The organism is Candidatus Methylacidiphilales bacterium (assembly GCA_033875315.1).
GTDB lineage: Bacteria > Verrucomicrobiota > Verrucomicrobiia > Methylacidiphilales > CAZTYG01 > JANRJG01.
Window position 1 is genome coordinate 63,693 of record JANRJG010000006.1, and the last position, 11,949, is coordinate 75,641.

The following is an 11,949-nucleotide window of genomic DNA, read 5'->3' on the forward strand; positions in this document are numbered from 1 at the left end:
GTAAGTGGTTTGGTTCAGCTCCGGCCCCGGGGGATTTGGTGGCTGAGGAAGGTGTCCTCGATTTGTTCGTGCAGCAGGGCGAGCTGTGCTTTGAGCCTTCCACTGTATTTTTCGAAGCGCGAACGCATGACTTCCAGTTGGGCGGCGGAGCTGGACTCGGGCATGTCACTTTCGGTCGAGGCGTCGGGGAAGAGGGAGGACGAGCGCTGGCCTGCGAGGGATTTGCCGATGCGTTCGGCCAGGACCAGGGGCTTGCGGTACTCGGTGCGCATGCCGCCCAGCAGTTCGTGCAAGGCCGAGACCGCATGGCGGAGGCAGAAGGCGACAGAGCTGGGGGTCTCGCGGTTTTTCCAGAGCAGTTCGGCCACGGGTCCCATCAGGGTGCGGGCGCGGTACTCGCGCTGGTAGGCGTCGAGTGAGCCGAGCAGGCGCAAAAGAGTGGTGAGGTCAGGGTCGGTCGGGCTGGCCGGGTCGGCGTGTTCGAGGGCGCTGGCAAGCACGATGTCGAGCACGGTGGTGGTGCTGATGGCCCGCTCGAGCAGCAGTCCGAGGCGGTAGAACTGCCAGCCGTCGTCGTGTGGCATGGTGCGGGCAAAACTGCCGTAGAGGCAGGAGCATTCGTCGATGGTGTACTGGCAGAGGTCGAGGGTGTGCCCGCGCAGGGTGGAGGCGTTCTGTGAGGTCGAGCGGTCGAGGGTGGTGATGAAGCGGTTGTAAATGATCCAGACTTCGGGGGTGATGAATTCCCGGATGCCCGAGGCGTTGGCATGGGCCAGGCGGATGCAACTGAAGAGCGAAGCGGGATCTTCCTGGTCAGCGACCAGGCGCTGGCTGAGGTCTTGGATCTGGGAGGGAGGGGAGGTGATCTTGAGAACGTCCTCGCGTCCTGTCGAGGCGGCCACGGCCTGCCAGAGGGGCCAGATGTTGAGTTTGTCGCGGCGGTTGAGCTGGGTCCAACCGACTTCCTCCATCACCCGCACCATGCGCGCGGTGTGTTCGGCGCGTTCACCGTAGCGGCCCATCCAGTAGAGGCTTTCGGCGACGCGGCTGCCGATGCGGAATTCACGGACCTTGGTGGCGGGGCGGCGACGGCGGGCGATCCGGCGGGTGCCCGACCCGGCTTGCCCGGCTGGAATCCAGGTGTCCTTGGCCCCACCGACCAAGTCGGCGATGCGGGTGAAGGGATCGTGGTCGAGGGCCTGGCGGGTCAGACCGCCCGGCATGACCGAGGGGGAGTCGCCGAGCACAACAAACGCCCGGAGATAAGCCGGGCGGGTCACGAAACGTCCGTTTTCGAAACGGGGCAGGGAAGAGGCGTCGACGAAGGGTTGGGCCACGACGAGTTCGGGTTGTTCGTTGAGCAGGCGGATCATTTGCTCGCGGTATTCACCGGATTTGTGGCTTTGCAGGAGACCGTGCACCTCGCGCTCGCGGTGGATGGGCTTGAGCAGGATATCCTCGAGGTTGTCCCGGACATATTCGCGCTGGTCGCGGTCGGCACAGTGGTAGGTGGTGACGGTGCGGAGGAGCGGTTCCTCGTTGAGGTAGTAACGGATGATGGTGTCGGAGTGGGGGAGGAGGGCCTTGTTGTCGGCGATGCCGCTGCCGAGGGCGTTGGCGATGATGACGGTGCCCTTGCGGACGCAATTGACGAGACCGGGGATCCCGCGCGCGCCCCGGGCGCCGAAGGCGATGGGGTCGACGGAGGCGCTTTCGACCCGGCGGTAGATGACGTCGATTTTTTCCAGTCCGGCGATGGTTTTGAGGAAAACGCGATCGCCGCGCACCAACAGGTCGGCGGGTTTGACCATGGCCACGCCCATGCGTCGGGCCAGGAAGCTTTCCTCAAACCAGGCATCCGGTGATCCGCCGAGGGCGAGCATGACCACATGGGGAGCGGCTTCGGTGGAGAGATTGGAAAGGGCCTCGACGAGGTCGGTGGAGTAAGAAGAGACCGGCCGGATGTCGGTGGCTTGGAATATTTCCGGAAAGGCCTGGGTGAGGGTGCGGCGGTATTGGATGGCGAAGGACGCACCGACCGGGGTGGAGAAATGGTTTTGCGTGGCAAACCAGCGGCCACCGAGGTCACGGACCAGATCGACGGCTCCATTGACGAGGAAATGACCGGTGGGGTTGGGGAGGCCGAGGCATTCCCAATGGTAGGCGGGGTCATCGAAGACCAGGCCCGGGGCGATCACGCGATCGTGGAGGATATTCTGCCGGCCGTACACATCGGCGATGAAAAGATTGAAGGCTCTGGCCCGTTGGATCAGGCCCTTTTCGAGTTCGGCCCATTCCAGGGGATCGATGATCCGGGGCAGGAGGTCGAGTTGCCAATGGGTGTCATCGACCTGGGGTGCGGGTGAGGCGTGGGTGGAAAGGCCCAATTCGAAGGAAATCGCCTGGATGCGGGACTGTCGCGCCCTGAGGTCGGATGGGCTGAACTGGCAGACCGCGTTCCAAACCGGACGTACATGGTCGAGCAGCCCCTGTCTGGGGTCGGCAAATTCGGTCTGGCCCAGGGCCGTGGGGCCGAGGTGCTGGAAAAAACGTTCGGGTTCGTGGGATGCCACCAAGGCGGAATTTGAAGCAGCTTTCATGCTGATGGAAGGAATTAATTGGGGGTGAACTTTTTTCCTTGGGGATTCGCACGTTCGCTATTGCAGGGTGGGTTCCTTGGCGTAGAGTTCCGGCACACTATGTATGTCACCCGCCCTGAACTGAGTTGGTATGAGCGTTTGTATCTTCCGGCGATTGTGGGCGGGCTGCTGATCACGCTGAAGCACCTGCGGCGGACGGCGGCCCAGTTGGCCGGGTTCGGGCACCGGCAAGGACCGCGTTCCCTCATGGACATGCCCGAGAGCGGGATGGTCACGATGCAGTACCCGGAAGAACAATGGCCGATGCCCGAGGGATATCGGGGAGCACCGGCACTGGTGAAGGATGAAGAGGGGCGGGAAAAGTGCGTCAGTTGCCAATTGTGTGAGTTTGTCTGTCCTCCGAGGGCCATCCGTATCATCCCGGGCGAAATCCCCCTCGGGTCGGTTCATGCCAAGGTTGAAAAGGCGCCGAAGGAGTTCGACATCGACATGCTGCGTTGCATTTACTGCGGTCTCTGTGAGGAAGTTTGCCCGGAAGAAGCCATTTTCCTGCAACGTCGTTTCCCGATCAAAGTAGGATATGACCGGGAAAGCATGGTCAATAACAAGGCGCGTTTGTACGAGATGGGCGGCGAACTGAATCGTCCGATCAAAAAGTGGGCGGGCAAGTGAGCGGGGCAGTCTACGTTGAATCCGGTGGAAACCCGGGGTTTGTCCGGGCCTTATTAAAAGAAGTTGACCCCCGGGGCGCACTCATTAGTTTCGCAGCGTAATCAACCGTCCCAAGCTGTATGGAAGCGTTCTTTTTCTGGATTTTCGCCCTCGGGCTGGTGGGGGGTGCGGTGTCGGTCATTCTGAACCGAAATCCGGTGGCCTGTGCCCTCTCCCTGGTTTCCACCTTTGTTTTTCTGGCCGCGCTCTTCGTCACGCTGGAGGCCTTTTTTCTCGCGATGGTGCAGGTCATTGTTTACGCGGGGGCGGTGATGGTCTTGTTTCTCTTCATCATCATGCTTTTGGACCTGAAGGCCGAGGAAGCCCGGCCTTTTCCTTGGGGCAAGGTTTCTATGGTGGCGGTGCTTTCTTTGGTCTTCGCCACCTTCTTCCACCGCGTATTGGACAGTCTGCCTGCCGGCGGAATCATCCTGAAATGGGGAACTGCGGGGGGAATTGCCGACGCGCGCCATGTGGGCCTTCTGCTGTTTGAGAAATACCTGCTGCCCTTCGAGGCCACGGCGGTCCTGCTTTTGGTCGCCACCCTGGGCGTGGTCATTCTGAGCATGAGGGGGAGCAAGTGAGATGAGTGCTTTCACCGAAATCACCCTGAACCACTACCTGGCGCTCAGCGGCATCCTGTTCATGATCGGGGTATCGGGTGTGATCATCCGGCGCAACATCCTGGTCATCTACATGTGTCTGGAGTTGATGCTGAACGCGGCCAATCTGGCCCTGGTCGCCTTCAGCCGGTTCAACACCCAGCCCCTGCTTGAAGGCCATATCATGGTTTTTTTCATCATCACCGTTGCCGCTGCCGAGGTGGCGGTGGGGCTGGCCCTGATCGTGGCGCTCTTCCGGCTGCGCCAGACCACCAACGTGCACGACCTCGCCAGTCTGAAATTTTGACCCCATGAATTGGATCATCCTCCTCACGCCCCTGTTGGCCGCGGTTCTCGCCGGGCTGGCCTTCCGTTCCGTCCGCAGTGTGGCGGTGGGTATCTCAGTCCTCGCCTGTGCGGTTTCGTTTGCCGCCTCGGTCTGGGTCTTCATCAACCCCGATGGCCTTCCCTTCGGCGCGGTCGAATGGATCAACATCGGGGCCCTGCGCGTCACCCTGGGTGGCATCAGCGACCCGCTTTCTCGCCTGATGCTCCTGATTGTCACCGGTGTCGGTCTGTTGATCCATATCTTCTCGCTGGGATACATGAAGGATGACCCCTCGATGGCCCGGTTCTTCGCCCAGCTTTCGTTTTTCATGTTCGCCATGCTGGGCATTGTCCTGGCCGACAACCTGGTCATGATGTTCATTTTCTGGGAGTTGGTCGGGCTTGCTTCCTACCTTTTGATCGGCTTCTGGTTCCATCGTCCGGCGGCGGCCGAGGCCGCGAAAAAGGCATTCATTGTCAACCGGCTGGGCGACTTCGGTTTCATGATCGGCATCCTCACCGTTTGGGCGATCTGGGGGACGGTAGATTTCCACCGTTTGCAGGCACTGACCGAAGCCGGTCTGGCCTCGGCGGGTGCGAATGCCGATTGGGTGGTTTTGGCGGGTATCGGTTTGTTTCTGGGTTGTGTGGGGAAATCCGCCCAGTTCCCGCTCCATGTCTGGTTGCCTGACGCGATGGAGGGTCCGACGCCGGTATCGGCCCTGATCCACGCCGCCACCATGGTGGCAGCCGGCGTGTACATGCTGGCCCGGGTGTTTTTCATTCTCGAGCTCAACCATGACGTGCTGTCGGTGATCACCCTGACCGGCACGGTGACCGCGGTCTTTGCCGCCCTGATCGCACTCCAGCAGAATGACATCAAGCGCATCCTGGCCTATTCAACCCTTTCCCAGCTGGGCTACATGGTGGCCGCAGTGGGCATCGGGGCTTGGCAGGCGGCCTTGTTCCATCTGGCAACCCACGCCTTCTTCAAGGCCCTGTTGTTCCTTGGTGCGGGTTCGGTGATCCACGCCGTCCACCACGAACAGGACATCTGGAAGATGGGCGGTTTGGGCAAGAAAATGCCGCTGACTTTTGCCACCTTCACGCTGGGAACTTTGGCGTTGACCGGTTGTCCATTGTTGGCGGGTTTCTTCAGCAAGGAGGCCATACTGGCCGCGGCGCATGGTCACCAGGCCTATGTATTCTATGCCCTCTTGTTCACCGCGGCTCTGACGGCCTTTTACATGTTCCGTCTCTGGACGGTGGCCTTCCTCGGTCATGCGCGCAGCGAAGCGGCCGGTCATGCGCATGAATCACCCGCCGTCATGACCGCCCCGCTGGTCATCCTGGCCGTTCTGTCTGTGGCTGGGGGATACCTCGGCATTCCGGCCCTGTTGGCTCCGGCAGGTGAACATGCCACACACGCGGAGGGAAGCCATGTCGTGATGATCCTTTCCGTGTCGGCTTTTGTCCTAGCCGCCGCGGCCGGGTTCGGGTTTTATCGCAGCCGCACCGAGGAGCCGTTTTCGTTGTCCATCCTGCGCAACAAGTTTTACAGCGATGAAATATACGGATTCCTTGTTGTGCGGCCCCATGATGCGTTGAGCCGCGCCGCGTCCTGGTTCGATCAATGGATCATCGGGGGCCTTCTGGTGCGGGGTTCCTCTGCCTTTGCCACGTTCAGCGGCGAAATCCTCCGCTTGTTTCAAGGGGGCAACGTGCAGGCCTATGTGGTCTTGTTTGTCCTGGGCATCGCCATTCTTTGCTATTGCCTCCTCATCCGGCCGTTCCCATGAATCTCATTCCTCTCCTCATTCTTTTCCTCCCCCTGCTGGCCTGTGCGGGCATTCTGGCCGGCCAGCCTGCCCGTCGCCTGTCCGTCTTGACCGGCTTGGCCAACTTGGGACTGACCCTGGCCCTTTGCGGGGGCTACGATGTGGTCCGCGGAGGCTACCAGATGGTCTTCGAGACCGCGCCGCTTCACCTGGCTTACTTTTTTCCCATCACCTTTGTGTTGGGGGTGGACGGGATCAGCCTGGCCATGCTGCTGCTCAAGGCGCTGGTATCGCTGGCAGCCGTTGGCGCTTCACCCGCTGACGTCCGGCGCGAACGGGAATTCTTCATCTGCCTGAACCTGATCAGTCTGGGTGCGTTCGGGGCTTTCCTTTCGCTCGACCTGTTTTTTATCTACGTGTTCCATGAAGTGGCGCTGATTCCGACGTTCCTGATGATCGGCATCTGGGGCAGCCACGACCGCAAGTTTGCCGCCAACCAGATGACGCTTTATCTCGGTGGGGCGAGTTTGGTGCTGTTGGTGGCCATCCTGGCCTACTACTTTGCCCTGCCCGAAGGTCTGCGCAGCCTGGATCTGCGGGATTTGTATGGGCAGGTCGGGCCGAAAACCCTCAAGCCCGTGGCCCAGCAGGGCATCTTCCTTCTCCTGTTCATTGGATGCGGTGCACTGGTTTCGATCTGGCCCTTGCACAGTTGGGCACCGAAGGGATATGCCGCCGCCCCGGCGCCGACGGCCATGCTGCATGCGGGTGTGTTGAAGAAGTTCGGCCTTTACCTTCTCTTGCGCTTGGCCGTTCCTTTCCTGCCTGCTGGGATGCATGATCTCGCTCCCTTGGTTCTGGCGCTTGCCCTGGGCAATGTGCTGTACATCGGTTGGGTCACGATCGCCCAAAAAGACCTGTCGCTGACCCTCGGTTATTCGAGCGTCATGCACATGGGTTATCTTTTCCTCGGTCTGCTTGCCGCCACCGCGCCGCGTGACCTCGCCATGGTCGGTTTGACTGGCATGGTCTTGCTCATGGTGGGTCATGGGTTGAGCGCGGCGCTCTTGTTCGGCACCCTGGCCGAAGTTCGTGAACGCATCGGTTCCACACTTTTCAAGGACATGGGCGGTCTGGCCTCGCGGACCCCGGTTCTGGCCTTCCTTTTCATCCTGGGCGCACTGGCTTCGATCGGTGTCCCCGGTCTGGCCAATTTTTCCGGGGAAATCATGATCTTCTTCGGCACTTGGAAAAACTTCACCCCTTACGTCGTGGTCATGCTCTTCGGACTGGTGATTTCGGCGATCTACATGCTGCGGGCGGTTCGCCATACGTTTTACGGTGAATCTTCATCCGCCCCTGATGTTTTGGACATCCGGGCCACCGGCCGGACCTGGCCGTATGCGGTGCTGGCGGCGGCCCTGCTGGCGTTGGGGATCTGGCCCGGGCTTCTCATTCACAATCTCCAGCCTTCCCTGGAGGCCCTGCTCAAATGACCTCGCTTCTTCTGCTCCCCGAAGTCCAACTGACCCTCTGGGCCATTTTCCTCCTGGTGGTGGAATGCTGCCGCCGCGAGATCACGCTGGATGAAGTGGCCCTGATGGCCCTGCTGGGAATCGGCCTGGTGTTGGCTGGAACCTGGTTGCAGCCCCTTCTGCTTCCCGGGGTCGAAGCGGTCCCCGGTGCGATCAGCCCCTTCTACACCGTCGATGCGCTTGCCATCTTCTTCAAGCGCTTCTTCCTGGTCTCGACCTTCCTGGTGGTTTGGATGGCCCGGGAACACGCGGCCCAGCTGCCCATCGCCCGACATGAATTCCTGATCCTGCCACTTTTCACCACGGTCGGCATGCTGCTTCTCGCCTCGGCCCGGGATTTCATGACCCTCTTCGTGGCCCTGGAGTTGATCACTGTTTCTTTTTACGTCCTGGTGGCCTACCAGCGCGATCGTGCGGCCTCGTTGGAAGCGGGGACCAAGTATCTGGTGGTGGGAGCCCTCTCGACCGGGTTCCTCGTTTATGGGATCGCTTTCATTTTCGGCACGGTCGGGGGGACTTCGTTCAAGGCGCTGGAGGTTTATCTGGTCACCCAACCGTTGACGCCGGCCCTGATGCTGGGGATGTTGCTGGTGCTTTCGGCCCTCGGATTCAAAGTGGCGGCGGTTCCCTTCCATGCCTGGGCTCCGGATGTCTACCAAGGAGCCCCGGCTCCTGTCTCTGCTTTCCTTTCCGTGGCCTCGAAAGCCGCGGGTGTGGTGGCCTTTCTGCGGCTCTTCGCCTTTGGCGGGTTCATGAACAACAAGATGTATCCCTACATCGCGGGCACTCTGGCCGTGCTCGGTGCCTTGACCGTGTTGTTGGGCAACTTGGCGGCGATGCCCCAGCGAAATCTCAAGCGCATGCTGGGTTACTCCAGCATTGGCAACGCCGGATTCATTCTCATGGGATTGAGTTGCCTCAGTGCACCCGGTGTGCAGGCGGTGCTGGTCTACCTTGGTGTTTACCTCATCGCCACACTGTTGGCCTTTTTCATCCTGGTGCTGTTGGCGCGCGATGGCGCCAGCGAGGATATTCCCCAGTTGGCCGGTCTATACCGTCGGTCTCCGTTGCTGGCAACGGGATTGACCGTGGCCCTGGTTTCATTGGCCGGCATTCCTCCGTTGGCCGGTTTTTTGGGCAAGCTGGGGATTTTTGCCGCCATCTGGCTGCCGGGATCGGCCACGGTTCCCGGCAACAACTGGCTGCTGATCCCGGCGATCATCGGAGCGGTGGCTGGACTATACTTCTACCTTGGCCCGGTTCGCTCCATGTTTTGGAATGAACCCATGCGCGATGCCGCTCCGGTTCCGGTGCGACCCTCATCCCGCCTCTTGGTGGTGGTTCTGGCGGCCCTCTTGGTCATTCTGGGTTTCTGGCAACAACCGCTGGCGGATCTGGTGGCCCCGGTGCTCGGCCCCGTCCCCGGAAGCCCGGTTTCCTCGGCACGTTGATTTTCCGGGCTTTTGCCCACGGAATTCCGCGCTATCTTCTCCCCATGTCCCAGGTTGCTGATCCCTTGCCCTATAAACTGGGCAACGAAAAGCTTGTCCGTCTGACTGAAAAAGCCGCCGAGCGGCTGGCCGCACTGCTGACTCGGCAGAAACGTCCCCAAGGGGCGCTTCGGGTTTCGGTGATTGGCGGTGGTTGTTCCGGTCTGCAATACAAGATGGATCTGATCGATGGTCCGGTGTCGCGCGACATCCTCGTCCGGTCGCGCGAGGTCAACATCGTGGTCGACCCCAAAAGCGCCCTTTTTGTTTCGGGGTCCGAGATTGATTTCAGCGACGATCTGCAGAAGGGGGGATTCAAGGTCACGAATCCCAACGCCAGTGCGCATTGTTCCTGCGGCGAGAGTTTCAGCGCCTGACCGGTTCCGGAATGAATGCCTTTGCCATTCTGGGACTGGAAGCGCGTCCCCTGATCGATCCCGAAGTCCTGAAGGAGGCACATCTCCGAGCGGTCGCCCGTGACCATCCGGATGCGAATCCCACCGGATCCAGTGAGCGGGTTCGCGAAGTCAACCAGGCACGTGAAATCCTTTCCCGGGACCGATCACGACTCCTTCATCTCATCGACTGCACGGGGGAAGGATCAGCTTCAACGCAGGCGGCCTTGCCGGGTACCCTAGGAGATCTATTCGGCCCGGTGGCCGAGACGTTGGGCCGGGTGCGCGCGCAGTTGCGATCGCACGCCGGGGCCGAGTCGGCGCTGGAGAAGGCGGGCCTGATGCCCGCGGGACTGGCCCTCTTCGACGATCTCCAGGCGCTGCGCCAGAAAATTCTGTCCCTGCGCGGAGAATGGGAACAACGCCTGCGCGAAGTGGATGCCGCCTGGGTAGAGGGACGTCCCGACAACCGGGCGCTGGCCGAGATCGCGCTGGTGCTTGGATTCCTGGATCGTTGGACCGAGCAGATTGACGAACAGGCCTTCCGGCTTTCGGAGACCCTGGCATGAGTGCGGACGTGATTCTGGGCATCGACCTGGGCACGACGCATTCCTTGGTGGGTGTGGTGGATTCCGGTTTTCCCTTCATCATCCCCGGCCCGGATGGCCGGAAGCTGCTGCCCTCGGCCGTATCCTTTGACGAGAACGGGGAGGTGGCCGCCGTGGGTATCGAAGCCCTGCGCGCCCGATTGGTGCATCCGGCACGTACGGTAACTTCCGTCAAGCGCTTCATGGGTCGACGCCTGGATTCCCTCACCACGGCCGAGGCCGAGGTGCCCTATCCCCTGGAGGCAGACGGGCAGGGGAGGGTGGTGGTGCGCCAGGGATCACGGGTGTGGAGCCCGCCGGAAATATCCGCCCTGATTCTGCTGCGCCTCAAGGAACGGGCCGAAGCCTATCTGGGTCATGGTGCCCATCGTGCGGTCATCACGGTGCCGGCCTATTTCAACGACGCCCAGCGCCAGGCCACGCGGGAGGCGGGCGAGCGGGCCGGATTGCGGATCGAGCGCATATTGAACGAGCCCACCGCCGCGGCTTTGGCCTACGGCCTCGACCGTCGACGGCGCAAGGGATGCGTTGCCGTCTTCGACTTCGGTGGTGGAACGTTCGATCTTTCCCTTTTGCAACTGACCGATGGCGTGTTCCAAGTTCTGGCCACCCATGGCGACACCCGGCTGGGTGGCGACGACATTGACCGGACTCTGGCAGCGTGGCTGGAAGACGGGTTGACGCGGCAGGGCGTGGCTTGTGCGGATGTGCTTTCGCGGACCCGACTATTGGCCGGTGCGGAGGAGGTCAAGATCCGCCTGTCGCGCGAACTTGAAACCAGCGCGGAATTTCCCTTCCTTGACCTGAGCGCGGGGGCTTCGTTCGGGGTGAGCCGGGACTTGCTGGAGCAAATGGCCGCACCGTTCCTCGAACGCATCCGTGCCCACTGCCTCCGCTGCCTTCAGGATGCCAAACTGGCGCCCGCGCAAATCGACGAAGTGGTGCTGGTGGGCGGACAGACCCGCATGCCGTGTGTGAGGGAACTGGTGGCGGCTCTCTTCGGCCGGGAACCCGATGTCTCCGCCGATCCGGACGAAGCGGTGGCGATGGGTGCGGTGCTCCAGGCTGGCATCCTCTCCGGAAGTTTGCAGGAGCTCGTGCTTTTGGACGTCACCCCTCTTTCTCTGGGCCTCGAATCATTCGGAGGGTTGATGAATGTGCTCATCCCGCGCAACAGCTCCATTCCGGTCAAGGCAGGGGAATTGTTCACCAACGCCGTCGATGGCCAGTCGCTGATGCACATTCATGTCCTCCAGGGGGAACGCGAACTGGCCAAGGACAACTTTTCCCTCGGTTCGCTCGAATTGCCTTTCGAACCCGCCCCCAGGGGCCGGGCACGGGTCGGGGTTCAATTTGAGATTGATGCCGATGGCATCCTCCATGTCCTGACACGCGATGTCACCACCGGCGTCGAGCGCCGGTTGGAACTCCAATCCGCGGTGGATGTTTCCGATGACACTGTGGAAAAAATGGTCGCGGAATCGGTTGAGCATGCCTTTGAAGACATGACCGAACGCCAGTTGATCGAAACCCGCCTCAAGGCGCAGCGTCTGGCCAAAGCGGCCCGGAGTGCTCTGGATGCCCTGGGCCAAGAGGTGGAGCCTTCATTGCGCCAGGACGTTCTGCGGGGGGCGGAACAGTTGGAATCCATTCTCGGAACCGCAACGTTGTCTGAAATCAAGGCGGCGATTTCCGCGCTGGATCGCCTGACCCAGGGTTTGGCGGGACAACTCATGGAAAAAACCCTGCAGCAACGCCTGGAGCGCTAGAGCAATTCCGGATTAGATAGGCACAATAGACTGTACAATCCCTGTCCGATGCCGTACCAAACTGGGGATGAACCCATTGAGTGCAGATTTAAGGAAGCGGATCATTGCAGCGCGTAAAAAAGGCCACCGTATCG

General features: G+C 61.1%; 10 protein-coding genes. 9 read left to right on the forward strand and 1 reads right to left on the reverse strand.

All coding sequences use genetic code 11. The features are described 5' to 3' along the window. Positions 1–14 precede the first annotated feature (14 nt). Positions 15–2,600, reverse strand: coding sequence for a circularly permuted type 2 ATP-grasp protein (locus tag SFU85_02105; GenBank protein MDX6765562.1), 2,586 nt, complete (start codon positions 2,598–2,600; stop codon positions 15–17). Between the two features lie 99 nt (positions 2,601–2,699). Between SFU85_02105 and SFU85_02110 the strand changes: the two genes are divergently transcribed. From SFU85_02110 to SFU85_02150, 9 genes are all read left to right on the forward strand, one after another. Next, positions 2,700–3,272 (forward strand): NADH-quinone oxidoreductase subunit I, encoded by a 573-nt coding sequence (locus SFU85_02110; protein ID MDX6765563.1) that lies wholly within the window; start codon positions 2,700–2,702, stop codon positions 3,270–3,272. A 119-nt stretch (positions 3,273–3,391) separates the two neighbouring features. Beyond that, positions 3,392–3,895, forward strand: coding sequence for an NADH-quinone oxidoreductase subunit J (locus SFU85_02115; protein MDX6765564.1), 504 nt, complete (start codon positions 3,392–3,394; stop codon positions 3,893–3,895). 1 nt (position 3,896) lies between these two features. After that, entirely contained in the window at positions 3,897–4,220 is a 324-nt protein-coding gene (nuoK, locus tag SFU85_02120; GenBank protein ID MDX6765565.1) for an NADH-quinone oxidoreductase subunit NuoK, read from the forward strand. A 4-nt stretch (positions 4,221–4,224) separates the two neighbouring features. Then, positions 4,225–6,039 carry an NADH-quinone oxidoreductase subunit L gene (gene nuoL, locus SFU85_02125; GenBank protein ID MDX6765566.1) on the forward strand — a complete coding sequence of 605 codons (1,815 nt, stop codon included), beginning with the start codon at positions 4,225–4,227 and terminating at the stop codon, positions 6,037–6,039. Further along, complete coding sequence (locus tag SFU85_02130) at positions 6,036–7,514, forward strand: NADH-quinone oxidoreductase subunit M (protein MDX6765567.1); 1,479 nt, start codon at positions 6,036–6,038, stop codon at positions 7,512–7,514. The genes nuoL and SFU85_02130 overlap by 4 nt, the downstream gene beginning before the upstream one ends. Further along, on the forward strand, positions 7,511–9,004 hold the full coding sequence (locus SFU85_02135; GenBank protein MDX6765568.1) for an NADH-quinone oxidoreductase subunit N: 1,494 nt from the start codon (positions 7,511–7,513) through the stop codon (positions 9,002–9,004). Before SFU85_02130 ends, SFU85_02135 begins: the two co-directional genes overlap by 4 nt. Positions 9,005–9,048: 44 nt before the next feature. After that, entirely contained in the window at positions 9,049–9,420 is a 372-nt protein-coding gene (locus SFU85_02140) for an iron-sulfur cluster assembly accessory protein (protein ID MDX6765569.1), read from the forward strand. An 11-nt stretch (positions 9,421–9,431) separates the two neighbouring features. After that, a complete protein-coding gene (locus SFU85_02145) occupies positions 9,432–10,007 on the forward strand; it encodes a J domain-containing protein (protein MDX6765570.1) in 576 nt (191 codons plus the stop codon). After that, positions 10,004–11,815, forward strand: a complete 1,812-nt coding sequence (locus tag SFU85_02150; GenBank protein ID MDX6765571.1) for an Hsp70 family protein — start codon at positions 10,004–10,006, stop codon at positions 11,813–11,815. Before SFU85_02145 ends, SFU85_02150 begins: the two co-directional genes overlap by 4 nt. Positions 11,816–11,949 lie beyond the last annotated feature (134 nt).

Coding starts and splice junctions, on each gene's coding strand:
- SFU85_02105 (MDX6765562.1), bottom strand. CDS start 2,600: ATGAAAGCTGCTTCAAATTCCGCCTTGGTGGCATCCCACGAACCCGAA.
- SFU85_02110 (MDX6765563.1), top strand. CDS start 2,700: ATGTATGTCACCCGCCCTGAACTGAGTTGGTATGAGCGTTTGTATCTT.
- SFU85_02115 (MDX6765564.1), top strand. CDS start 3,392: ATGGAAGCGTTCTTTTTCTGGATTTTCGCCCTCGGGCTGGTGGGGGGT.
- nuoK (MDX6765565.1), top strand. CDS start 3,897: ATGAGTGCTTTCACCGAAATCACCCTGAACCACTACCTGGCGCTCAGC.
- nuoL (MDX6765566.1), top strand. CDS start 4,225: ATGAATTGGATCATCCTCCTCACGCCCCTGTTGGCCGCGGTTCTCGCC.
- SFU85_02130 (MDX6765567.1), top strand. CDS start 6,036: ATGAATCTCATTCCTCTCCTCATTCTTTTCCTCCCCCTGCTGGCCTGT.
- SFU85_02135 (MDX6765568.1), top strand. CDS start 7,511: ATGACCTCGCTTCTTCTGCTCCCCGAAGTCCAACTGACCCTCTGGGCC.
- SFU85_02140 (MDX6765569.1), top strand. CDS start 9,049: ATGTCCCAGGTTGCTGATCCCTTGCCCTATAAACTGGGCAACGAAAAG.
- SFU85_02145 (MDX6765570.1), top strand. CDS start 9,432: ATGAATGCCTTTGCCATTCTGGGACTGGAAGCGCGTCCCCTGATCGAT.
- SFU85_02150 (MDX6765571.1), top strand. CDS start 10,004: ATGAGTGCGGACGTGATTCTGGGCATCGACCTGGGCACGACGCATTCC.